Below are 21,713 nucleotides of genomic sequence, written 5' to 3' on the forward strand. Positions count from 1 at the left end.
TTTTCCGCGCGGAAAGACGAAAAAACAAAGCGTTGGAGCGTCTTTGCGCTTCGAGGAGAAGCGGGGCCCTTCTGGAGGGGGCTTGTCGGCGAGACAGACAGCGCAGGCCGTCGGCGTCGACTACCGCCCCACGCTCAGGTCGTGCACGATATCGGCCTTCTGGCCGAGCCGGGTCTTGTAGACCTGATAGTTCTCCATGACGCGCTGCACATAGCCGCGGGTCTCGGAGAAGGGGATGCGCTCGATCCAGTCGACGACCTCGTCGATGGGCTTGCCGCGCGGGTCGCCATAACGGGCGATCCATTGCGGCACGCGGCGGGGGCCGGCATTGTAGGCGATGAAGGTGAGAACGTAGGAGCCGCCGAAATCGCTGATCTGCTCGCCGAGATAATGCGCGCCGAGCGTGGCGTTATAGGCGGCGTCCGTCGTCAGCCGTTCCTTCGAATAGGCAAGGCCGTAGCGCTTGGCCACGCCTTCCGCCGTGCCCGGCATGAGCTGCAGCAGGCCGCGTGCATTGGCCGGCGAGACGGCGGCGGGGTTGAAGGCGCTTTCCTGCCGGGCGATGGCATAGGCAAGCGCCTTGCCGGAGCCGGAAATGTTGGCGCCGTCCGGAATGACGCCGATGGGGAAGGCGAGCGCCGCCACGTCGATGCCGCGCCCGAAGGCGATCTTGCCGATCTGCAGGGAAAGCTGGTGATTGCCCTCCTTTTCCGCCTGCGCGGCAAGAAGGGCAAGCTCGCCCGGGCTCATCAGGTCGCCGGCGAGCGCGCGATAGAGACTGTCGCCGCGCCAGCCGTGGCCGGCGGCCTGCAGGCGGGCGATGGCCTGCACGGCCTCGCGCTGATGGAAGCGTGCCCGTTCTTCAGCCGTCGGTGTCGGATATGCGACGTTCAGCGCCTTGCGGCCAAGCCGCGCGCCGGCAAGCTGGCCGTAGAAGGTGCCGGGGAAATTGGCCGCCTTGGCGAAATAGTCCTTCGCTTCGCCCGGTCCGCCTTTTTCGGCCGCGCGGCCGAGCCAGTACCAGGCGCGGGAAACGGAGAGTGGGCGGTCGGAGGCTTGCAGGATGCGCCGGAAGTGCTTTGCGGCGGTCTTCGGCTCGCCGAGATCGCGCAGCGCATACCAGCCGGCATGAAACTCCGCCTCCACGATATCGGCCGGATCGTCCGCGCCGTGATGGGCGGCGACACGATAGGCGTCGCGATAGTCGCCGAGATCGGCAAGGCCGCGGCTGACGATGCGCTGCTCGTTCCACCATGCGCCCGGGTTGACGAGGCGCGCCGGCTCCTCCGGCATGGCGTCGAACAGTTTTGCTGCCGCGCGATACTCTTCCTTGTTCCGCAGGTTGCGGATGCGCAGATACGTATAGGCCGGATCCTGGTGCCAGCGGGCATCCACCGCCTTGATGAGGTCGCCCGCCGTTTTTTGCTTGCCGAGAACGGCCGCCCAGGCGCGGTAAAGCGACTGCGCCTTGCCGAGGTCGCCGAAACGCTGCGCCTGCTCCTTGCGGTCGCGGTAGAGCAGCATGTCCATGCGCGCCTTGTGGTCGTCGGTGGTAAGCAGCGTGCCGAATTCATCGAGAATCTGGCTTTCGAGATCGGGCGAAAGCGTTTCCTTGCGCCAGAAGGATTGCAGGATTTCCGTGGCGCGCGCCGGATTGCCCGTCGCGATCAGCGCGCGGCAGAGCACGATGGCGCCCTCGGCCGTCTCCGGCCGTGTCGTGCCGAAGGCGGCGAGAACATCGGCCGTGGGCGGGTTTTCCCGGGCGAGCGCCCGTTCGGAATGGGTGCGCAGCGCGGTGAGGCCGGGCCAGCCCTTCAGCTCGCGCTGGGCATTCGCGATTTCCCAGGAGGGAACGCCGCGCTGCCCGGAAACGGCGATCGCCCAGGTCAGGATATGGCGGTCGAGGCTGTTGGCGGGCAGGCGGTCGCGGGCGGCGATGGCGGTGGCGGCATCGCGGTTGGAGAGCGCGTCGAGACCCTCGCGCAGGTCCGCGCTTACCGGCTGCATGCTGTCCGCGCGCGGAATGGCGCTTGTGATGAAATCCTTCGACGGCATGTCGGCGGCAAAGCCGAGCGGTTTTATCGCGGGCGTCGCGGCGTTCTCCGCCTCGACGGAGGAGGGGCGCAGGGCAAGGCCGGCCACACCGGCCAGCAACAAGGCGCAAAGGATGAAACTGTTTCTCGAGATCATGCTACATCCCGGATACCTGCCGGCGGGCGGCGTGTCCGTTCGTCCCTTTCCGCCCGAATATCGACAATGATTAACCCTTTGTTGCCTTAACGAAACCTTAACCGCAGCCGTCACGAAGCCGTGAAGGCGGGCGCTGCGGAAGCGACGGACCGGGCAGGGCGAATATTCGTCCGCCCGCACCATTTCCGCCGCGATCATGCATGAAAAACGCCTGCCGCGCGGCTTGCCGCATGACGGTCACATGATTATTGTGCGGCAGCTTTTTAACCACGGAATACGGCCAAAGCATGTAAGCCGCAGGGCGGCTTCGGCCTCAGGAGTTCTCGATGTTCAAGGGATCCATTCCCGCTCTCGTCACCCCCTTCACGAATGCCGGCACTGTCGACGAAGAAGCCTTCGCCGCGCATGTGGAGTGGCAGATCGGCGAAGGCAGCCACGGCCTCGTTCCGGTCGGCACCACCGGCGAATCGCCGACGCTGTCGCATGACGAGCACAAACGGGTGGTTGAACTGTGCATCGAGGTTGCCGCCGGCCGCGTTCCGGTCATCGCCGGCGCCGGCTCCAACAACACGAAGGAAGCGATCGACCTTGCCCAGCACGCCGAAAAGGCGGGCGCGGACGCAATCCTCGTCGTGACGCCCTATTACAACAAGCCGACGCAGAAGGGGCTTTTCGCGCATTACGCGGCGATTGCCGAGGCGGTGAAGCTGCCGATCGTCATCTACAACATCCCCGGCCGCTCCGTGGTCGACATGACGCCGGAGACGATGGGCGCGCTGCACAAGGCGCATCCTTCCATCATGGGCGTCAAGGATGCGACGGGCAAGATCGAGCGCGTTTCCGAGCAGCGCATCGCCTGCGGCAAGGGCTTCGTCCAGCTTTCGGGCGAGGATGCGACGGCGCTCGGCTTCAACGCCCATGGCGGCATCGGCTGCATTTCCGTCACCGCCAATGTCGCTCCGCGCCTGTGCGCCGAGTTCCAGAAGGCGACGCTTGCCGGCGACTACGCCAAGGCGCTGGAATACCAGGACAAGCTGATGCCGCTGCACAAGGCTATCTTCATGGAGCCGGGCGTGTGCGGGGCGAAATACGCGCTGAACCGCACCCGCGGCCTCAACCGGACCGTTCGCTCGCCGCTGCTCTCTTCGCTCGAGCCGGCCACGGAGGCGGCAATCGACGCGGCGCTTCGCCACGCCGGCCTGCTGAACTGACATGGCGACGAAGGCACGCCCCACGACGATCAAGAAGATTGTGGCGGAGAACCGCAAGGCCCGCTTCAACTACGAGATCATCGATACCTACGAGGCCGGCCTCGTGCTGACCGGCACGGAGGTCAAGTCGCTGCGTGAGGGCAAGGCGAATATCGCGGAATCCTATGCGTCCGACGAAGATGGCGAAATCTGGCTGATCAATTCCTACCTGCCGGAATACCTGCAGGCGAACCGCTTCAACCACGAGACCCGCCGCCGCCGCAAGCTGCTGCTCTCCAAGCGCGAGATCCATCGCCTGCGCGTTGCTATCAACCGGGAAGGCATGACGCTCGTGCCGCTGAAGGTCTACTTCAACGATGTCGGCCGGGCGAAGATCGAGCTGGCTCTCGCCAAGGGCAAGAAGCTGCACGACAAGCGCGAGACCGAGAAGGAACGCGACTGGAACCGCCAGAAGGGCCGTCTGCTGCGCGAGCGCGGCTGAGCCTGAAACAGAAAAACGCGGCGCGCCAGGCGTGGCGTGTTTCCTTCAGCCGAAGCGAGGCTTCGGCATGCTTTTCTAGAACTGATTGTAAATCTGCGCGACCACCGACTGGCGGGCGACATGGGCAAGCTCGGCGCTGCCCTGCGGCGCAGGCACGTCCGGCGAAGGCGCGGGGTTGGCGCTCGGCGTGCGGGCGGTGAGGAACGACGACATCAGCGTGTTGAGGTCGTTGCTCTCGATGGCGAGGCGCGCCGTCGGGTTGCGCTCGGCCGCCACGCGTGCGTCCGTGGTTGCCTGCGCCGGGGAAACGGCATGGGAGGGCAGGGCGGCAATGCCGGGCAGGCCGTTGGGCGCATAGAGGAAGCTGAGATCGCCGATCTCCTCCGCGACATCGGAGGGCGTGGCGACCTGCGTGACCGGCTGGGACTGGGAGAGCGCGGCGAGCGCTTCGACGGCGGGCCGGCTTTCGGCGGACGGAACGGCCGCGCGCCTTTCGAGCGCGCTCGATGCTGCCCGGTAACTGCTGCCCGAAAGCGATACTGCGTCCACCATTCTCGGAATGTCCCAATGCGAGATAACTGTCGCTCTCGGGAATAGCAGGAGAGTCTTGCAGAACCCTAATGGGTGGCGAAGGCATTTGATTCAATGTTTAACGAAGCGTTGAATAGGCTGGATTTTCAGGTTTTCCGCAGGGCGAAAAATGGAACAATCCGGTTCATTCAGCCATCTCGGCGCTCCGGATGGGCCATTTCGTACCAGACTTCGCCGTGCTCGCTGCCGCATATGGGGACGGGCCAGTCGACATGCTCGGTGCGCGTATGGCGCATGCCGAGTTTCTCCATCACCCGGCGCGATGCGCGGTTCACCGTCATGGTGGTTGCGACGATCCTGTCGTAGCCGCCCTTGCTGAAGCCCCAGTCGACAAGCGCCGCGGCGCCTTCCGACGCCAATCCCTGTCCCCATTCCGTTCGGCGCAGGCGATATCCAAGTTCGGCCACGCTCTCGTCTTCCGGCCAAAGGCAGAACCACCCGACGAAGGCGCCGCCGCGCACGCGCCGCGCCGTCCAGACATAGGGTTCCGTTCCCCGCGGCATGAGGAATGTGCTGTTCGGATCGGGATCTTCATTGTCGACGGCGTATCCGCCGTTCAGAAAGCGCATGACCTCGGGGTCGCGTTCGAGCGCGATGAAGTCGTCGCGGTCGCTTGGGCGGCAGGGGAGGAGCGTCAGTCGCGTCGTTTGCAAAACGGCCATTGCCGAACATCCGTTATATGACGTGTCCGCAACAGCCGTAGCGCGCCTTCCGGCCTGAGTCGATCAGTCCGCGACCGTTTCCACCGGCTCCGTCGCGCGCTGGGGGCGCTCGGAGGGGTCGCGGCCGATTTCGGCCTTCAGCGTGCCGAGGTCGATGAAATAGTCGGCCTGGCGGCGCAGGTCGTCGGCGATCATCGGCGGCTGGGTCTGCATGGTGGAGACGACCGAAACCTTGCGGCCCCGGCGTTGCAGCGCCTCGACCAGCGTCGTGAAGTCGCCGTCGCCGGAGAAGATGACGAGATGGTCGACGGTCTCGGACTGCTCCATCGCATCGATGGCCAGCTCGATATCCATGTTGCCCTTGATCTTGCGGCGGCCGAGCGAGTCGGTGAATTCCTTGGCCGGCTTGGTGACGACCTTGTAGCCGTTGTAGTCCAGCCAGTCGATCAGCGGGCGGATGGAGGAATATTCCTGGTCCTCGATGAGCGCCGTATAATAATAGGCGCGCAGCAAGTAGCCGCGTTTCTGGAAGGCCTTGAGGAGCTTCCTGTAGTCGATATCGAAACCGAGTGTTCTTGATGCCGCGTAGAGATTTGCGCCGTCGATGAAGAGGGCAATTTTCTCGCGGGGGTCGAACATGATAAAAATCCTTTTAAATAGAAGCTGAAGACAAACGGCTGTCTATGAAGCGGCCGGTGGCGTTCCGGATACACTATCCAGTTGAATTATCTCTTTTTCATATACTATTCATTTAGGGCAGCGAGGCGTGCTTTCCAAGCAAACCTAGGTTGCGGAAATGAAATTTCCGACCGGCATCGTTTCAGTAAATTCAATGGCTTCGGAATTGGGAAATAGTTCCCGCGCCTTATCTGATTTGTCGGATGTTTCCCCATTTTACCTTCCGTAACGGGAGGCTTCAATCAGAGGTTTTGCATATTGATTGCAACACCCCGGCTGCGGGCCGGCGGCAAGGAAAAACTTGAATTTTCCTTCCATTGCCTGTATCGGCCATGCAAACTCCTGAAATTCTCGATCACAAAGGACAGGCAATGGCCCGTGTCACCGTTGAAGATTGCATTGACAAGGTAGACAACCGCTTCGAGCTGGTTCTTCTTGCAAGCCATCGCGCCCGCCTCATCTCGCAGGGCGCCGCCATCACCATCGACCGCGACAACGACAAGAATCCTGTCGTTGCCCTGCGCGAGATCGCCGACGAAACCCTTTCGCCCGACGACCTCAAGGAAGACCTGATCCACTCGCTGCAGAAGCATGTGGAAGTGGATGAGCCCGAGCCCGATCCGGCAAGCCTGATCGCCGACGACGCCACGGTCGCGACCGTCGACGAGGACGAAGACCAGCCGGAAACCATCGCCTTCGACCGCATGTCGGAAGAAGAGCTGCTGGCCGGCATCGAAGGCCTCGTACCGCCGGAAAAGAGCGACGATTACTGATTTCGGTAACTTACCGAAACCTTTGCTGTTGCGAATGCCGGTGCGCCCCACTTAAGCTTGGGGCGCACTTTTTTTTGCCCTGCGGGAGCGGGGAGAAAGCCGACCGAGGATGATGCGTCAATATGAACTCGTCGAACGGGTTCAGAAATACAAGCCGGATGTCAACGAGGCCCTGCTGAACAAGGCCTATGTCTATGCGATGCAGAAGCATGGCATGCAGAAGCGGGCGAGCGGCGACCCCTATATCTCGCATCCGCTGGAAGTCGCCGCGATCCTCACCGACATGCGCCTCGACGAATCGACCGTCGCGGTCGCGCTGCTGCACGACACCATCGAGGACACCAGCGCCACGCGCGCGGAGATCGACGAGCTGTTCGGCGAGGATATCGGCGCGCTGGTCGAAGGCCTGACCAAGATCAAGAAGCTCGACCTCGTTTCCAAGAAGGCCAAGCAGGCGGAAAACCTGCGCAAGCTGCTGCTCGCCATTTCCGATGACGTGCGCGTGCTGCTGGTCAAGCTGGCCGACCGCCTGCACAACATGCGCACGCTCGACCACATGTCGCCGGAAAAGCGCGCCCGCATCTCGGAAGAGACGATGGACATCTATGCGCCGCTCGCCGGCCGCATGGGCATGCAGGACATGCGCGAGGAGCTGGAAAACCTCTCCTTCCGCTATATCAACCCGGAAGCCTTCGATACGGTCACGGGCAAGCTGGAGGAGCTTTCCAAGCGTAACGAGGGCCTGATCCGCAAGATCGAGGACGAGCTGCGCGAACTGCTCGTCACCAACGGTCTCGACGACGCGCTCGTCAAGGGCCGGCAGAAGACGCCCTATTCGGTCTTCCGCAAGATGCAGTCGAAGTCGCTGTCCTTCGAGCAGCTTTCGGACGTCTACGCCTTCCGCATCCTCGTCGACGACATTCCGGGCTGTTATGCGGCGCTCGGCATCGTGCACACGCGCTGGCGCGTCGTGCCGGGCCGGTTCAAGGATTACATCTCGACGCCCAAGCAGAACGACTACCAGTCGATCCACACCACCATCGTCGGCCCCTCGCGCCAGCGCATCGAGTTGCAGATCCGCACCAAGCGCATGCACGAGATCGCCGAATACGGCATCGCCGCCCATTCGCTCTACAAGGACAAGGAAGCGGCGAACGGCGAGGCGGCCCAATCGCCGCGCTCCAACGCCTATGCCATGCTGCGCCGGACCATCGAATCGCTGGCGGAAGGGGACAATCCGGAAGAGTTCCTGGAGCATACCAAGCTCGAACTCTTCCAGGATCAGGTCTTCACCTTCACGCCGAAGGGACAGCTCATCACGCTGCCGCGCGGCGCGACGCCTATCGATTTCGCCTATGCGGTGCACACCAATATCGGCGACACCTGCGTCGGTGCGAAGATCAACGGCCGTATCATGCCGCTCGTCACCCGCCTCAACAACGGCGACGAGGTGGAGATCATCCGCTCCGGCATCCAGGTGCCGCCGCCGGCCTGGGAAGAGATCGTCGTCACCGGCAAGGCGCGCGCCGCCATTCGCCGCGCCACCCGCGCCGCTGTGCGCAAGCAATATTCCGGCCTCGGCTACCGCATCCTCGAGCGCACCTTCGAGCGCGCGGGAAAACAGTTTTCGCGTGACGGCCTGAAGCCGGTGCTGCATCGCCTCGGCCAGAAGGAGGTGGAGGACGCCATCGCCTCGGTCGGCCGCGGCGAGCTTTCCTCGCTCGACGTGCTGCGCGCCGTCTTCCCGGACTATCAGGACGAGCGCGTGACGGTGAAGCCGAGCTCGGACGAGGGCTGGTTCAACATGCGCAGCGCCGCCGGCATGGTCTTCAAGCTGCCCGGCAAGGCAAAATCCGCGCTTGAAGGCGCGGAAGGCGAAACCGGGCCTGAGGCGCTGCCGATCCGTGGCCTCTCCGGCAATGCCGAGGTGAATTTCTCCGCCGGCGGCGCCGTTCCCGGCGACCGCATTGTCGGCATCATGGAGAAGGACAAGGGCATCACGATCTATCCGATCCAGTCGCCGGCCCTGCAGAAGTTCGACGACGAGCCGGAGCGCTGGATCGACGTGCGCTGGGACCTCGACGAGGCGAACAACACCCGCTTCATGGCGCGCATCGTCATCAATGCGCTGAACGAGCCGGGCACGCTCGCCGAGGTCACCCAGACGATCGCCACCAGCGACGTCAATATCCGCTCCATGTCGATGACGCGGGTCGCGGCGGACTTCACCGAAGTCCATATCGACCTGGAAGTCTGGGACCTGCGCCAGCTCAACCAGTTGATCGGCCAGTTGAAGGAGCTTCAGTGCGTGTCGACCATCAATCGCGTCTTCACGTGACCGTTCCATGCAAAAATGTGGCAACCTGCCTCGATTGAGGCAGGTTTGCCCAAGATTTGACCAGTCGTCATGCGTCTGCCGCATGGCTGTATTGGGATAGTGTCGCTGGTGTCCGGTGGCCGCTAAACCTATCTTCAGCGTCGGGAGGTCAACCGAAAGGGGTTTACCAAATGCTGAAGCAGATCAAGAATTTTGCCCGCGCCCTGCGCGTTCCGAACGCTGACGAGCGCGAGATCGCCTATCTCAACGGCGCCATCGACCGTATCGACCTGGAATACCGCCAGCGTCAGGTCGACCGCGGCCTGTTCCGCAAGTCCTTCTAAGCGGCCATCGGCCATGTGGCGCACATCGTTGCGCCACGGCGACCGTGCGTGGCGCCATGAGGGCGCCGCCATTGAAATGCCACCAACGGATCGGCTATGTCTTGACCATGTTGTTCAGACGCCGAAAAAAGGCCTCATGGCCTGACCGGGTGCGCGAATTCTTCTGGCCGCGCAAGGGGTTCACGCGCCCGGCGCGCTACCTTGCCAAGCGGATCCTGCGCCTTTCGGCCTCGCCCCATGCGGTGGCCGCGGGCGTTGCGGCCGGCACCTTCTCCGCCTTCACGCCGCTGCTCGGTTTCCATGTCATCCTCGCGCTGGCGCTCGCCTATCTCATGGCCGGCAACCTTTTGGCCGCGGCGCTCGCCACGACCGTCGCCAACCCGGTGACCATTCCGCTCATCGCCATCGCCACCTTCCGGGTCGGGGAGGGCGTGCTCGGCATCCGTTCGGCGGAGGCGGTTTCGGCCTCCGAACTCTTCCACATGCTGGAGCATCTCGAACTGTCGGAACTCTGGCAGCCCGTGCTCAAGCCGATGCTTGCCGGCGCGGGCCTTCTCGGCGTGAGCGCGGCCATGCTTTCCTATGGCGTGACGCGCTTTGCCGTGCGCTCCTTCAAGGCGCGGCGTCATGCCCGTCTCGTCGAGCGCGCCGGCCTTGCCCAAGCGCCCATCCTTTCCTCCGGAGACAAGACCCTATGATCATCGGCATCGGCAGCGACCTCATCGACATCCGCCGGGTGGAGAAGTCGCTGGAGCGTTTCGGGGAGCGGTTCACGGAGCGCTGCTTCACCGAGATCGAGCGGGCGAAATCGGACGGGCGCAAGAACCGCGCGGCCTCCTACGCCAAGCGCTTCGCCGCCAAGGAGGCCTGTTCCAAGGCGCTCGGCACGGGGCTGGCGCAGGGCGTGTTCTGGAAGGACATGGGGGTGGTCAACCTGCCGGGCGGCAAGCCCACCATGCTATTGACCGGCGGGGCGCTGGAAAAGCTGAACCAGCTTCTGCCGGCAGGCCACGAGCCGCGCATCCACATCACCATCACCGACGATTTCCCGCTGGCGCAGGCCTTCGTCATCATCGAGGCGCTGCCGGCCGGAACGCCGGGATAACAGGCGTCCCGCGTCTTTTTGACCGATACGATTTCCAACAGGCAACCTTTCCTCTATAGAGTGCCCCATGTTTGCAAATAAGGACAAGTCCGGCGTGGCAGAGAAGACTGAAAAGGCTGAAGGCGGCCTGTGGGAAAACGTCAAGGTCATCGTTCAGGCGCTGCTGCTCGCCGTGGTGATCCGCACGCTGCTCTTCCAACCCTTCACCATCCCTTCCGGTTCGATGATGCCGACGCTGCTCGTCGGCGATTATCTCTTCGTCAACAAGTTCTCCTACGGCTATTCGAAATATTCGCTGCCGTTCTCGCCGAACCTGTTCTCGGGCCGCATTTTCGCGCGCGAGCCGAGCCGTGGCGACATCGTCGTCTTCCGCTTCCCGCCGAACCCGGACATCGACTATATCAAGCGCCTCGTCGGCCTGCCGGGCGACCGCGTGCAGGTGCGCGACAGCGTCCTCTACATCAACGGCCAGCCCGTGCCGCGCGAGCATAACGGCTTCTTCCGCGCCGACGACCAGTACGACACGGGCGAGGACGTTCCGGTCTTCCGCGAGACGTTCGATACCGGCGTTTCCTTCGACACGCTGGATACGCGTCCGGGCACCGTCGGCGACAACACGCGCGAGTTCATCGTGCCGGAAGGCCATTATTTCATGATGGGCGACAACCGCGACAACTCGGCCGACAGCCGCTTCGACGTCGGCTTCGTGCCGGCGGAGAACCTGATCGGCCGCGCAAGCCTGATCTTCTTCTCGCTGGGCCACGACACGTCCTTCAGCCAGATCTGGAAATGGCCGGCGAACCTGCGCTGGGACCGTCTGTTCAAGGTCGTTGAATGAAAGGCGCCATTCCGCTGAACGACGTGAACCGCAAGGCCCTCGAGGCGCTGATCGGCTACGTCTTCACCGACAAGGACCGTCTCGACCGGGCGATCACCCATGCCAGCGCCCGACCCGGCAAGGGTAGCAATTACGAGCGGCTGGAGTTCCTGGGCGACCGCGTGCTCGGCCTTTGCGTGGCCGAGATGCTGTTCCGCACCTTCCGCGAGGCGAAGGAGGGCGAGCTTTCCGTTCGCCTCAACCAGCTCGTCAGCGCGGAAAGCTGCGCGGCGGTATCCGACGACCTCGGCCTGCATCGGTTCATCCGCACCGGGGCCGACGTGAAGAAGCTCACCGGAAAAGCCATGCTGAACGTGCGGGCCGATGTGGTAGAGTCGCTGATTGCCGCGATCTATCTCGATGGCGGGCTGGAAGCGGCGCGCGGCTTCATCCTTGCCAACTGGGAGGGCAGGGCCGCCCGCGCGGAAGGCGCGCGGCGCGACGCCAAGACGGAACTGCAGGAATGGGCGCACGCCCGGTTCGGCGTGACGCCGAGTTACCGGGTGGATGAGCGCTCGGGACCGGACCACGATCCGCGCTTCACCGTGACGGTGGAGATCAGGGGCGTGAAGCCGGAAACGGGCGTCGACCGCTCGAAGAGGGCCGCCGAACAGGCGGCCGCGACGAAGATTCTGGAACGCGAAGGCATCTGGCCCAAGAGCCAGGCCACGGATTGACGGACACCATGACCGAAGAAAACCAAAACCCCGCCGGTAACGGCAGCACCGTCGAGGGCGCGACCCGCTCGGGCTTCGTGGCGCTGATCGGCGCGACCAATGCCGGCAAGTCCACGCTGGTCAACCGCCTCGTCGGCGCCAAGGTGTCGATCGTCAGCCACAAGGTACAGACGACCCGCGCCATCGTGCGCGGCATCGCGATCCACAACAACGCCCAGATCGTCTTCATGGACACGCCCGGCATCTTCAAGCCGCGCCGCCGGCTCGACCGCGCGATGGTCACGACCGCCTGGGGCGGCGCCAAGGATGCCGATTTCATCATGTTCCTGATCGATAGCGAGCGCGGCCTGAAGGGCGACGCCGAGACGATTTTGGAGGGCCTGAAGGAAGTCCACCAGCCGAAGATCCTCGTTCTCAACAAGGTCGACCGGGTGAAGCCGGAGGACCTTCTGAAGCTGACGGCCGCGGTCAACGAGGTCGTCAAGTTCGAGCGCACCTTCATGATCTCGGCCCTCAACGGCTCGGGCTGCGAGGACGTCATGGACTACCTCGCCGCCGCCTTGCCGGAAGGCCCGTGGTACTACCCGGAAGACCAGATTTCCGACCTGCCGATGCGCCAGCTCGCCGCCGAAATCACGCGCGAAAAGCTGTTCCTGCGCCTCCATCAGGAGCTTCCCTATTCCTCGCATGTCGAGACGGAGAAGTGGGAAGAGCGCAAGGACGGCTCGGTCCGCATCGAACAGGTCATCTATGTCGAGCGCGACAGCCAGAAGAAGATCGCGCTCGGCAAGAACGGCGACGCCATCAAGGCGATCTCCACCGCCTCCCGCAAGGAACTGTCGGAAATCCTCGAGCAGACCGTGCACCTCTTCCTCTTCGTGAAGGTGCGCGAGAACTGGGGCGACGACCCGGCCCGCTTCCGCGAAATGGGACTGGATTTCCCGACGTCGTGATTGAGGGAGCAACACCGCTCTTCAATGAAAATCCCCGGCCTTGACGGGGATTTTTTATGCGCGGGCGCGTCGCTCCGGGCTTTGGGCGTTTTCGCGCGCCTTTTCCATCAGCCGCTGCATGGCCCATACGCCCAGATCGTCGAGGGCGAGGGGGCGGCTGATGAGGTAGCCCTGATAGAGGTCGCAGCCGGCGGCGGCGAGCAGGGCCATCTTTTCCGTCGTATCGACGCCCTCGGCGATCACCGACATGTCCTGCGCATGGCAAAGCGCGACGAGTGCGCGCAGCGTCGGCAGGGCTGCCGAGCGGGTGAGGCTTTCGACCAGCGCGCGGTCGAGTTTGATGGTTTCGGCCGGGTATTCGATGATCTGCTGCACCGAGGTATAGCCCGCGCCGAAATCGTCGATGGAGATGCGGAAGCCGCGCCCGCGCAGGATTTCGATATTGCGGCGCGACTGCTCGCCGAGCTTCACCGCGAACGTCTCCGTCAGCTCGATCTCGATCATGCGCGCATCGACGCCATGGCGGTCGGCGCAGTCGCAGAAGTGGTCGCTGATCGACTTGGTGTAAAGCTCGGCCGAGGAGATGTTGATGCACAGGACCGTGTCGGCGCCGAAGAGTTTTTTGATCTGGCCGTATTCCGCCATCGCCCGGTCGATCACCCACCAGTCGATCTTGCTGAACAGGCCCGTCGTCTCGGCGATGGGGATGAACTCGTCCGGGGTGACGTTGCCGATGAGGGGAGAGGTCCAGCGTAGCAGCGCCTCGCAGCCCGTCACCTTGCCGTGGCCGTCGACGATCGGCATGTAGACGAGGTGGAATTCCTCGTCCGGGTCGAGTACGCGCAGCTCCTCCTCGATGCGGCGCTGACGGTTGCGCGTCTCGTGCAGCGAGCGGGAATAGCGCGCCGAGCCGTTCTTGCCCTGCGATTTCGCCTGGTACATGGCGGCGTCCGCATTGGCGACCAGTTCGGCGAGCGTGCGCGCATCTTCCGGATAGACGGCGATGCCGATGCTGGCGGTGACGGGGTAGGCCTTGTCCAGAACCTCGAACCCTTCGGCGAAGAGCGCGAGGATTTCGCTGGAGATTTCGGTGATCGCGCCGCTGCCCGGCTGGCAGCGCAGCATGATGGCGAATTCGTCGCCGGAAAGGCGGGCGAACAGGCCCTGCGGCAGGCCGCGCCCGCTGACGATGCGCTCGACGATGGCCGAGATGCGGTCTGCGAGCGTCTTCAGCAGCTCGTCGCCGATCTTGTGGCCGTGTTTGTCGTTGACGAATTTGAAGTTGTCCACGTCGATGAAGAGCAGGGTGCAGCCGATGCCCTCGGCTTCGGCTTCCCCAAGAATCTGCGTCGAGCGGATGTTGAAATATTCCCGGTTGGAAATGCCGGTCAGCGTGTCCGTCCAGGATGCGTTCTGCACGAGGTCGAAGGACTGCATGGAGTGGTCGTGCAGTCGCTTGACGTTGACCGAAAGGCGGCCGATCTCGCCGGCCTCGCTCATTTCCGGCAGCGCGCTGCGGCTGCCGGTCATCACATCCGTGAGCTGGCGGTCGAGGCGGGCGATGGGATTGGTGATGTAGCGGCGCACGAGCAGCAGAACGAGGCCGATGGTGCACAGGCTGAGCGCGACGGCGCCGAGCGCCAGCAGCGTCTTCAGCGTCGAGAGACGGCCTGCGAGGAAGGCCGGATCGGGCGTCAGGCGGGCGAAGAGCGAGGGGCCGAGCGTGGCGGTTGCCGAAAGCGCGCCGCGGGCGAGATACTGGTGCTGCCCGATCTCGATCGTCGCGCCATATTCCTTTTCCAGCGCGCGCTTCATGTCGATAAAGGCCTTGGGCCGCACGGCCGTCTGCACGAGGATCGCGCCGTTCTTGGCGCTCGCCACCGGGCGATTGAAGGTGAGCGGGTCGATGAATTCCGAATGCACGATCAGCGGCTCGATGCCGGACACATCGAGATAGCTCCAGGAGGACAGGCGCGGGCTGTCGATGACCTGCTTCGCATGGGCGATCTGCTGCGGCGTGATTTCGGCGAACGGATCGTCGCTATCCTCGAAATAGTAGTCCACCGTCAGCGGCGGGCGGATGATCGCGACGGAGATGAAGCGCTTGCGGTCGTCGGACAGCGACGTGATGCTCTGTTGCAGCCGCACGCCGAGCGCGGTGTTGCGGTAGGCCGCGTCCGGCTCGTTGACGAAGAGCCGCACGGCCCCGCCCTCGACGAGCGAATAGATGAAGCTGCGGTTCTGCGTGGCCTCGTTCTGGAAGACGGCGGTGAGCAGGCCCATCTGCTGCCATAGCCGGGCCCGCTCCAGCCCGATGATCGACGCGCTCTGCACGTAGTAGATCAGCGAGGCCGCGAGCACGTAGCCCGCCAGCACGACCGGGAAGATGAGGGAGAGGGCGCGTTTACCGAGCGTCACTGAATTGGGCCAGACTGCTGATGATGCGGCGGCGGGCCTGGACCGATTGCACGGTCAGTTCCTCCTGAAGCTGGCTTTTCGCCAGGATTTCCGGTGCGGCATAGATTTCGGGATTGGATTGGATGTCCCGCGGCAGCAGCGCCATGGCGGCGGTGCTTGCGGTCGGCATGTTGAGTTTTTCGGCGTTGCGCGCTCCGTTGCGGGCGTTGCTGATGTAGTCGACCAGTTGCAGGGCGATGTCCTTGTTGCCCGAGCGCGCGTTGACGGCGATGCAGTCGAGCCAGGAGAGCGTGCCTTCCTTCGGCACGACATAGCGCCAGAGGCCCGGCGTGCCGACCTTGTCGTTCAGCGTGTACTGGTCGCCGCTATAGCCGAGCGCCATGTAGATGTTCGGGCCCTTGTCGGCGCTCTGGATGGAGGTGATGACGTAATCGTAGGTCAGCACATAGGGCGCCTGCGCCTTCATCAGCTCGTAGGCGGCCTTCAGCGTCTCGTTGTCGTTGGCGTTCACCGATTTGCCGAGCAGCGCCAGCGGCGCGACGAAGGCCTCGGCATAGTCGTCGTACATGGCGATATGGCCGCGCAGGCTTTCCGCCGGCTTCATCATGTCCGCCCAGGAGGTCGGCGGCGTCGTAATCTTGTCGGGGCGGTAGAGGATGCCCATCGTGCCCCACAGATAGGGCACGCCATAGCCGCCGCAGCGCTTCGCCCAGCTTTCCGCGTAGTCGGCCAGCGCCGGCACGTTCTCCATGTCGATGGCCATGATGACGCCGCGGTTGCCGTAGAGCTTCGCGCCGTTCTCGTTGGTCACGACCACGTCGACATTGCTGTTCGGGTCGGCAAGAATCTCGTCGCGCGCATCGCCGCTGTCATAGAAGGTCTGGCGTACCTCGATGCCCGTTTCGGCGGTAAAATCCTTCAGGATGCGCTCGTCGATATAGGCTTCCCAGATGAGAAGGTTGAGCGTCGCCGCGCCCGCAGGGGCAGCCACGGCGAAAGCCGTCGATGAGACTGCTGCAAGAAATGCGCCATGCATGCGGAAGGCCCCGTTATCCCCTGTGCGGGTGAGGATAGGCGGCAAGACTTTATGAAGAGTTACAACTGCTAAGCTCGTTTTCGCCTCCGCTCAACCCTGATACAGCCATGTTCCGTAGCAGGATGCGCGAGAGTATATTGTGGACGCGGCCGCTCGCGGCTGCGGCGGCGGTTGGCCTGCCGCGCCGCGCTCACTATGGTCGCCGCCCGCACCATCGACAGGAGTTTCCCATGGCCCCGATGCCGCTCAAGATCGCAAACCTGATCGCCGCCGAGATCAAGGCGACCTCCGCGCAGGTTACCGCCGCCGTGGCGCTGATCGACGAGGGCGCGACCGTGCCCTTCATCGCGCGCTACCGCAAGGAGGTGACGGGCGGCCTCGACGACACGCAGCTTCGCACGCTCTCCGAGCGGCTGACCTATCTGCGTGAACTGGAAGCCCGCCGCGCCTCCATCCTCGACTCCATCGCGGGGCAGGGCAAGCTGACGGACGAACTGGCCGCCAAGATCGCCGCCGTCGCCACCAAGGCCGAGCTTGAGGATATCTACCTGCCCTACAAGCCCAAGCGCCGCACCAAGGCGGAGATCGCCCGCGAGCGCGGCCTCGGCCCGCTGGCCGACGCGATTCTTGCGGATCGTGCGCAGGTTCCCGCGCAACTGGCGGAGACATTCCTGTCGGCCGAGGTGGCGGACGTGAAGGCCGCGCTGGAAGGCGCGCGCGATATCGTCGCCGAGCACCTGACGGAAAACGCCGACCTTCTGAAGCGTCTGCGCGAATACATGAAGGACAATGCTTTCCTGCGCTCCCGCGTGGTGGAGGGCAAGCAGGAGGCCGGCGCGAAATTCTCCGACTACTTCGACCATACCGAACGCTGGGCGAATGTGCCCGGCCACCGCGCGCTCGCCATGCTGCGCGGCTGGAACGAGGAGTTCCTGTCGGTCGATATCGTCGTCGATCAGGACAGTATCGAGCCGGTCAAGCCCGTCGAGCGCATCATCGCCTCCTTCCATGCCGTCGGCACGAACCCGGGCGACAAGTGGCTTGCCGAGGTAATCGGCTGGACCTGGCGCGTGAAACTCTCCATGTCGCTGTCGCTCGACCTGATGCGCGAGATGCGCGAGCGTTCGGAAGAGGAGGCTATCCGCGTCTTCGCCCGCAACCTCAAGGACCTGCTGCTCGCCGCGCCCGCCGGCACGCGCGCCACGATGGGCCTCGATCCGGGCATCCGCACCGGCGTCAAGGTGGCTGTGGTCGACAATACCGGCAAGGTGGTCGAGACGACGACGGTCTATCCCTTCCCGCCGAAGAACGACGTGCGCGGCACGCAGGCCGAGCTTGCCTCGCTGATCCGCAAGCACAAGGTTGAGCTGATCGCCATCGGTAACGGCACGGGCAGCCGCGAGACGGAGAAGCTGGTGGCAGACATGCTCGACCAGCTTCCCGCGCCAAAGCCGACGAAGGTCATCGTTTCGGAGGCCGGCGCTTCGGTCTATTCCGCCTCGGAGACCGCGGCCGCCGAATTCCCGAACCTCGACGTCTCGCTGCGCGGGGCCGTCTCCATCGCCCGCCGCCTGCAGGACCCGCTGGCCGAACTGGTGAAGATCGAGCCGAAGTCGATCGGCGTCGGCCAGTACCAGCACGACGTCGACCAGGGCAAGCTCTCGCGCTCGCTGGATGCCGTGGTGGAAGACGCGGTGAACGCCGTCGGCGTCGATCTCAACACGGCCTCCGCGCCGCTGCTCGCCCGCGTTTCCGGCCTCGGAAAATCCTCGGCGGAAGCCATCGTCGCGCACCGCGATGCGAACGGCCCGTTCGAGAGCCGCAAGGAGCTGATGAAGGTTTCCCGCCTCGGCGCACGCACCTTCGAGCAATGCGCCGGCTTCCTGCGCATCCCGAATGGCAAGGAACCGCTCGATGCTTCCTCTGTCCACCCGGAAGCCTATGGCGTCGCCAAGAAGATCGTCGCCGCCTGCGGGCGTGACGTGCGCGCCCTGATGGGCGACAGCGCGGCGCTGAAGCAACTCGATCCGAAGGTCTTCGTCGACGAGCGCTTCGGCCTGCCGACCGTCAGGGACATTCTCGCCGAACTGGAAAAGCCCGGCCGCGACCCGCGCCCGGAATTCAGGACCGCGACCTTCGCCGACGGCATCGACGACATCAAGGACCTCAAGGTCGGCATGATGCTGGAAGGCACGGTGACGAATGTCGCCGCCTTCGGGGCCTTCGTCGATATCGGCGTGCATCAGGATGGCCTCGTGCATGTCTCCCAGCTTGCCGACCGTTTCATCAAGGACCCGCATGAGGTTGTGAAGGCCGGCGACGTGGTGAAGGTGCGCGTGACGGAAGTGGACGTGCCCCGCAAGCGCATTGGCCTCACCATGCGCAAGGACGGCGGCGCGCCGACCGCCCGCGACAACGCCCCGCGCAACGATAAGAACGCGCAGATGAAGCCAAAATTCGCCCAGGCCGCCCCCAAGCAGCAGGCACCCTCGCAGGGGGCCTTCGGCGCGGCGCTGGCCGAGGCGATGAAGCGCAAGTAAGCCCTAGTTTTCCTAATGGCTGACGGCAGAAATCGTCGTTTGTCTTGACCCGCCCCGTTGCGCATAGTCGTGATGTGGGCGGGCTAAAGCGGGTGAGCGGCGCAAGGCGCGCCATGCCCGAAGACAGGAAAATACACGATGACGATGACATTTTCACGCCGGCAGGCGATTGCCGGCGCACTCCTTGCTGTTCCCGCGGTCTCCGCGCTGGCCGGCAGCGCCGGCGCCGCGACGGGCGGTGTGCTGGAAAAGCGGCTGGCCGACCTTGAGGCGCGCCACAAGGGCCGCATCGGCGTTGCCATACATAATCTCGCGACGGGTGTGCGTGTCGGTCACCGGGCGGATGAGCGGTTCCTGATGTGCAGCACCTTCAAGGCGCTGCTGGCGGCGCATATCCTGGCCCGCGTCGACCGCAAGGAAGAGGCGCTCGACCGGCGCATCGTGGTGAAGAAATCCGATCTTTCGGAATGGTCGCCGGTGGTGGAAAAGCGCGTCGGCGGCAACGGTATCTCCATTGCGGAACTCTGCGAGGCGGCCGTCACCCTCAGCGACAACGCCGCGGCCAACCTTCTGCTCACGGCCTCCGGCGGGCCGAAGGCCCTGACGGCTTTCCTGCGCGGCATGGGCGACGAGGTGACGCGCCTCGACCGCACCGAACCGACGCTCAACTATCATGAGACGCCGGACGACGAGCGCGACACGACCACGCCCGCGGCCATGGCCGAGACGCTGCGCAGGCTGATCATCGGCGATGTTCTCTCGCCGCGCTCGAGGGCGCAGCTTGCCGCGTGGCTGGTGATGAACAAGACCGGCGATACGCGGCTGCGCGCCGGTCTCCCGGCCGACTGGCTGACCGGGGACAAGACGGGCACGAACGGCGACAAGCACGGCAACGCCAATGACGTGGCCATCGCCTGGTCGCCGGATCGCGGCGCGGTCGTCGTCACGGCCTTCTGCGAGATCCCCGGCATTTCCGGCGACGAGCGCAATGCCGTGATCGCCGAGATCGGCCGCATCGCCGCCGAGGCGTAAGGCATTGCGGGGCGCTGCCGCAGGGCGGCGCCTCAGCCGTCCAGCTCGCCCTTGAGAGCGGAAAGCACGCTCATCGCATGGCCGGCATACTGGCTGATCCAGCGGTCATGGATCGCCTGGATCGGCAGGGCGTTGAGGTGGTTCCAGCGCTCGCGGCCCTCGCGGCGCGGAATGATCAGGTCTGCATCCTCCAGCACCTTCAGGTGCTGCATGACCGTGCAGCGGTCCATCTCTGGAAATTTTTCGCACAGCGCGCCCGTCGTCAGCGGCGCATGCCTGATCGCGTCCAGCATCTGCCGCCGCTTTCCATTGGCGAGCGCCTTGAAGATGGCGTCCTCTTGCGATTCGCTTGACATGTTATGTTTTTATAACATATTTTGACCGGGTACAAGCGAACGCGGGCGATCCCGCCCGAAGGAGGACGGCATGACGCTGGAATTTCGCGTGAACGGGCGTATCGGCAGGCCGGTCGCCGAGGTCTTCGATGCGGTGGTCAATCCGAAGAAGCTGAGCGGCTATTTCACCACGATCGGCGGGGTGAGCGCGCCGCTCGTCGAGGGCACGACGGTGACATGGTGGGGCATGGCCCCGGTCGTCGTCGACACGGTGGAAAAGGACGCGCTCATCGTTTTCCGCTGGGATGCGATGGTGGAGGAAGGGGAGGAGCCTTACAGGACGCGCGTCGAGATGCGCTTCAAGCCCCTCGATGACGGCGGCACGATGGTGACCATCGGCGAGACCGGCTGGCGCGAGAACGCCCGCGGCCAAAAATCCTCCTACATGAACTGCGAAGGCTGGTCGCAGATGCTCGCCTGCATGAAGGCCTATGTCGAATATGGCATCAACCTGCGCGAAGGCTATTACCCGAGCGAGATGAAGGGCGTCGTCGCTTCCGAGCAGCAGGATTTCCTGTGACGGATGACGCCGCCGGCAGCCCGGTGCCTCCGTCCTAGAGTTTGTTTCCGTTTGTCTTATCGGGAAAACCGGGTTCCACTTTTCCCTGACAAACTCTAGATGGCCGCCCGCGGCACGAAGCCGTCGCTTGCCGCCGCCACCGGCATGGCTTCCTCGGCCGGCGCCTGGTGTTGCAGCACCACGACGCGGCTGCCGCTCGGCACGCGGCTGTAGAGGTCGATGATATCCTGGTTGAACAGGCGGATGCAGCCGCTCGACACGGCCTTGCCGATCGACCATGGCTCGGACGTGCCGTGGATGCGGAACAGCGTGTCCTGCCCGTCCTTGTAGAGATAGAGCGCGCGCGGGCCGAGCGGGTTGGTCAGGCCCGGCTCCATGCCGTTCGCCCATTTGAGGTTCCGTTCCGGTTCGCGCTTGATCATGCTCGGGGTCGGCGTCCAGCGCGGCCATTCCGCCTTGCGGCCGATACGGGCGGCGCCCTCGAATTCAAGGCCCGACTTGCCGACGCCGATGCCGTAGCGCATGGCCATGCCTTCGCCCTGCACGAGGTAGAGGAAGCGGTTCTGCGTATCGATGACGATGGTGCCGGCCGGCTCCATGGTCTGGTAGGCCACCTGCTGGCGGAAGTACTTCGGGTTCACCCCGCTGATATCTATTGCCGGCATCGGGAAGCGTTCGTCCGGGCGCGGCCCGTACATCGCGACGTGGACCGGATCCGGCCCCTTCTTCTTCACCGGCGCCGCCGTGGTGGCGCAGCTTGCCAGTGTCGCGGCAAGGGCGAGAAGAGCGAGGGAACGAAGAGCCACGGAGGCGCGGACGTGGGACACACACATGAAGACGGCACCTGTCATTTCTGATTTCAATTCGGCCTTTGCGGCCTTCAACCGGTTCTTCGGTGGCAAAGCGGGCAGGG

At 64.2% G+C, this 21,713-nt stretch carries 21 protein-coding genes; 13 read left to right on the forward strand and 8 right to left on the reverse strand.

The genetic code is table 11. The annotated features are described in order from the left end of the window. Window positions 1-120 precede the first annotated feature (120 nt). The gene (locus K8M09_RS04930; RefSeq protein ID WP_160784999.1) at window positions 121-2,190 is read right to left on the reverse strand and encodes a lytic transglycosylase domain-containing protein; all 2,070 of its coding nucleotides are present in this window, start codon (window positions 2,188-2,190) and stop codon (window positions 121-123) included. Window positions 2,191-2,516: 326 nt separating this feature from the next. Here K8M09_RS04930 and dapA point away from each other — a divergent pair, with 326 nt between their 5' ends. Beyond that, on the forward strand, window positions 2,517-3,401 hold the full coding sequence (dapA, locus tag K8M09_RS04935) for a 4-hydroxy-tetrahydrodipicolinate synthase (protein ID WP_160784998.1): 885 nt from the start codon (window positions 2,517-2,519) through the stop codon (window positions 3,399-3,401). Window position 3,402: 1 nt separating this feature from the next. Then, window positions 3,403-3,882 carry an SsrA-binding protein SmpB gene (smpB, locus tag K8M09_RS04940; RefSeq protein WP_160784997.1) on the forward strand — a complete coding sequence of 160 codons (480 nt, stop codon included), beginning with the start codon at window positions 3,403-3,405 and terminating at the stop codon, window positions 3,880-3,882. Between the two features lie 75 nt (window positions 3,883-3,957). Here smpB and K8M09_RS04945 read toward each other — a convergent pair whose 3' ends face one another. From K8M09_RS04945 to K8M09_RS04955, 3 genes are all read right to left on the reverse strand, one after another. After that, window positions 3,958-4,434 carry a hypothetical protein gene (locus tag K8M09_RS04945; protein ID WP_160784996.1) on the reverse strand — a complete coding sequence of 159 codons (477 nt, stop codon included), beginning with the start codon at window positions 4,432-4,434 and terminating at the stop codon, window positions 3,958-3,960. Window positions 4,435-4,601: 167 nt separating this feature from the next. Continuing rightward, on the reverse strand, window positions 4,602-5,135 hold the full coding sequence (locus tag K8M09_RS04950; RefSeq protein ID WP_160784995.1) for a GNAT family N-acetyltransferase: 534 nt from the start codon (window positions 5,133-5,135) through the stop codon (window positions 4,602-4,604). A gap of 63 nt (window positions 5,136-5,198) precedes the next feature. Beyond that, window positions 5,199-5,774, reverse strand: a complete 576-nt coding sequence (locus K8M09_RS04955) for a LabA-like NYN domain-containing protein (protein ID WP_160784994.1) — start codon at window positions 5,772-5,774, stop codon at window positions 5,199-5,201. Between the two features lie 410 nt (window positions 5,775-6,184). On the opposite strand from K8M09_RS04955, the gene rpoZ reads away from it, so the two are divergent. The 8 genes from rpoZ to era all read left to right on the forward strand — a co-directional run bounded on the left by rpoZ (window position 6,185) and on the right by era (window position 12,859). Continuing rightward, the gene (gene rpoZ / locus K8M09_RS04960) at window positions 6,185-6,586 is read left to right on the forward strand and encodes a DNA-directed RNA polymerase subunit omega (RefSeq protein WP_160784993.1); all 402 of its coding nucleotides are present in this window, start codon (window positions 6,185-6,187) and stop codon (window positions 6,584-6,586) included. 109 nt (window positions 6,587-6,695) lie between these two features. Next, window positions 6,696-8,924, forward strand: a complete 2,229-nt coding sequence (locus tag K8M09_RS04965) for a RelA/SpoT family protein (RefSeq protein WP_160784992.1) — start codon at window positions 6,696-6,698, stop codon at window positions 8,922-8,924. A 170-nt stretch (window positions 8,925-9,094) separates the two neighbouring features. Then, window positions 9,095-9,247, forward strand: coding sequence for a DUF3563 family protein (locus K8M09_RS04970; protein ID WP_160784991.1), 153 nt, complete (start codon window positions 9,095-9,097; stop codon window positions 9,245-9,247). A 107-nt stretch (window positions 9,248-9,354) separates the two neighbouring features. After that, on the forward strand, window positions 9,355-9,945 hold the full coding sequence (locus K8M09_RS04975) for a DUF2062 domain-containing protein (protein WP_160785018.1): 591 nt from the start codon (window positions 9,355-9,357) through the stop codon (window positions 9,943-9,945). Then, window positions 9,942-10,352, forward strand: coding sequence for a holo-ACP synthase (acpS, locus tag K8M09_RS04980; RefSeq protein ID WP_160784990.1), 411 nt, complete (start codon window positions 9,942-9,944; stop codon window positions 10,350-10,352). Before K8M09_RS04975 ends, acpS begins: the two co-directional genes overlap by 4 nt. 67 nt (window positions 10,353-10,419) lie before the next feature. Continuing rightward, window positions 10,420-11,190, forward strand: coding sequence for a signal peptidase I (lepB, locus tag K8M09_RS04985; protein ID WP_160784989.1), 771 nt, complete (start codon window positions 10,420-10,422; stop codon window positions 11,188-11,190). Next, a complete protein-coding gene (gene rnc / locus K8M09_RS04990; protein ID WP_160784988.1) occupies window positions 11,187-11,906 on the forward strand; it encodes a ribonuclease III in 720 nt (239 codons plus the stop codon). The genes lepB and rnc overlap by 4 nt, the downstream gene beginning before the upstream one ends. 8 nt (window positions 11,907-11,914) lie before the next feature. Then, window positions 11,915-12,859: a GTPase Era gene (gene era / locus K8M09_RS04995; RefSeq protein WP_160784987.1), complete on the forward strand. Its 945-nt coding sequence runs from the start codon at window positions 11,915-11,917 to the stop codon at window positions 12,857-12,859. 54 nt (window positions 12,860-12,913) lie between these two features. On the opposite strand, the gene K8M09_RS05000 is transcribed toward era, so the two are convergent. Continuing rightward, the gene (locus K8M09_RS05000) at window positions 12,914-15,277 is read right to left on the reverse strand and encodes a putative bifunctional diguanylate cyclase/phosphodiesterase (RefSeq protein ID WP_160784986.1); all 2,364 of its coding nucleotides are present in this window, start codon (window positions 15,275-15,277) and stop codon (window positions 12,914-12,916) included. Further along, window positions 15,264-16,313 carry a polyamine ABC transporter substrate-binding protein gene (locus K8M09_RS05005; RefSeq protein ID WP_160784985.1) on the reverse strand — a complete coding sequence of 350 codons (1,050 nt, stop codon included), beginning with the start codon at window positions 16,311-16,313 and terminating at the stop codon, window positions 15,264-15,266. Before K8M09_RS05005 ends, K8M09_RS05000 begins: the two co-directional genes overlap by 14 nt. Window positions 16,314-16,543: 230 nt before the next feature. On the opposite strand from K8M09_RS05005, the gene K8M09_RS05010 reads away from it, so the two are divergent. Together K8M09_RS05010 and bla are read left to right on the forward strand one after the other, a co-directional pair. Then, window positions 16,544-18,853, forward strand: coding sequence for a Tex family protein (locus tag K8M09_RS05010; RefSeq protein WP_160784984.1), 2,310 nt, complete (start codon window positions 16,544-16,546; stop codon window positions 18,851-18,853). Window positions 18,854-18,991: 138 nt separating this feature from the next. Next, window positions 18,992-19,885, forward strand: a complete 894-nt coding sequence (gene bla / locus K8M09_RS05015) for a BKC/GPC family carbapenem-hydrolyzing class A beta-lactamase (RefSeq protein WP_160784983.1) — start codon at window positions 18,992-18,994, stop codon at window positions 19,883-19,885. Between the two features lie 32 nt (window positions 19,886-19,917). On the opposite strand, the gene K8M09_RS05020 is transcribed toward bla, so the two are convergent. Continuing rightward, window positions 19,918-20,241 carry an ArsR/SmtB family transcription factor gene (locus K8M09_RS05020; RefSeq protein WP_160784982.1) on the reverse strand — a complete coding sequence of 108 codons (324 nt, stop codon included), beginning with the start codon at window positions 20,239-20,241 and terminating at the stop codon, window positions 19,918-19,920. Between the two features lie 70 nt (window positions 20,242-20,311). Here K8M09_RS05020 and K8M09_RS05025 point away from each other — a divergent pair, with 70 nt between their 5' ends. Then, window positions 20,312-20,800: an SRPBCC domain-containing protein gene (locus tag K8M09_RS05025; protein WP_160784981.1), complete on the forward strand. Its 489-nt coding sequence runs from the start codon at window positions 20,312-20,314 to the stop codon at window positions 20,798-20,800. A gap of 95 nt (window positions 20,801-20,895) precedes the next feature. On the opposite strand, the gene K8M09_RS05030 is transcribed toward K8M09_RS05025, so the two are convergent. After that, complete coding sequence (locus tag K8M09_RS05030; RefSeq protein ID WP_160784980.1) at window positions 20,896-21,633, reverse strand: L,D-transpeptidase; 738 nt, start codon at window positions 21,631-21,633, stop codon at window positions 20,896-20,898. Between the last annotated feature and the right edge of the window lie 80 nt (window positions 21,634-21,713).

The sequence above is a fragment of the Shinella zoogloeoides genome, from assembly GCF_020883495.1.
In the GTDB taxonomy this organism is placed as follows: Bacteria; Pseudomonadota; Alphaproteobacteria; order Rhizobiales; family Rhizobiaceae; genus Shinella; species Shinella zoogloeoides.

Excerpts from the sequence above, each read along its gene's own strand:
- K8M09_RS04955 (WP_160784994.1), bottom strand. The coding sequence starts at position 5,774 with ATGTTCGACCCCCGCGAGAAAATTGCCCTCTTCATCGACGGCGCAAAT.
- K8M09_RS04965 (WP_160784992.1), top strand. The coding sequence starts at position 6,696 with ATGATGCGTCAATATGAACTCGTCGAACGGGTTCAGAAATACAAGCCG.
- K8M09_RS05020 (WP_160784982.1), bottom strand. The coding sequence starts at position 20,241 with ATGTCAAGCGAATCGCAAGAGGACGCCATCTTCAAGGCGCTCGCCAAT.
- bla (WP_160784983.1), top strand. The coding sequence starts at position 18,992 with ATGACGATGACATTTTCACGCCGGCAGGCGATTGCCGGCGCACTCCTT.
- smpB (WP_160784997.1), top strand. The coding sequence starts at position 3,403 with ATGGCGACGAAGGCACGCCCCACGACGATCAAGAAGATTGTGGCGGAG.
- K8M09_RS04950 (WP_160784995.1), bottom strand. The coding sequence starts at position 5,135 with ATGGCCGTTTTGCAAACGACGCGACTGACGCTCCTCCCCTGCCGCCCA.
- era (WP_160784987.1), top strand. The coding sequence starts at position 11,915 with ATGACCGAAGAAAACCAAAACCCCGCCGGTAACGGCAGCACCGTCGAG.
- K8M09_RS05005 (WP_160784985.1), bottom strand. The coding sequence starts at position 16,313 with ATGCATGGCGCATTTCTTGCAGCAGTCTCATCGACGGCTTTCGCCGTG.
- acpS (WP_160784990.1), top strand. The coding sequence starts at position 9,942 with ATGATCATCGGCATCGGCAGCGACCTCATCGACATCCGCCGGGTGGAG.
- dapA (WP_160784998.1), top strand. The coding sequence starts at position 2,517 with ATGTTCAAGGGATCCATTCCCGCTCTCGTCACCCCCTTCACGAATGCC.
- K8M09_RS04970 (WP_160784991.1), top strand. The coding sequence starts at position 9,095 with ATGCTGAAGCAGATCAAGAATTTTGCCCGCGCCCTGCGCGTTCCGAAC.
- K8M09_RS05010 (WP_160784984.1), top strand. The coding sequence starts at position 16,544 with ATGGCCCCGATGCCGCTCAAGATCGCAAACCTGATCGCCGCCGAGATC.
- K8M09_RS04975 (WP_160785018.1), top strand. The coding sequence starts at position 9,355 with ATGTTGTTCAGACGCCGAAAAAAGGCCTCATGGCCTGACCGGGTGCGC.
- K8M09_RS05025 (WP_160784981.1), top strand. The coding sequence starts at position 20,312 with ATGACGCTGGAATTTCGCGTGAACGGGCGTATCGGCAGGCCGGTCGCC.
- lepB (WP_160784989.1), top strand. The coding sequence starts at position 10,420 with ATGTTTGCAAATAAGGACAAGTCCGGCGTGGCAGAGAAGACTGAAAAG.
- rpoZ (WP_160784993.1), top strand. The coding sequence starts at position 6,185 with ATGGCCCGTGTCACCGTTGAAGATTGCATTGACAAGGTAGACAACCGC.
- K8M09_RS04930 (WP_160784999.1), bottom strand. The coding sequence starts at position 2,190 with ATGATCTCGAGAAACAGTTTCATCCTTTGCGCCTTGTTGCTGGCCGGT.
- rnc (WP_160784988.1), top strand. The coding sequence starts at position 11,187 with ATGAAAGGCGCCATTCCGCTGAACGACGTGAACCGCAAGGCCCTCGAG.
- K8M09_RS05030 (WP_160784980.1), bottom strand. The coding sequence starts at position 21,633 with ATGTGTGTGTCCCACGTCCGCGCCTCCGTGGCTCTTCGTTCCCTCGCT.
- K8M09_RS04945 (WP_160784996.1), bottom strand. The coding sequence starts at position 4,434 with ATGGTGGACGCAGTATCGCTTTCGGGCAGCAGTTACCGGGCAGCATCG.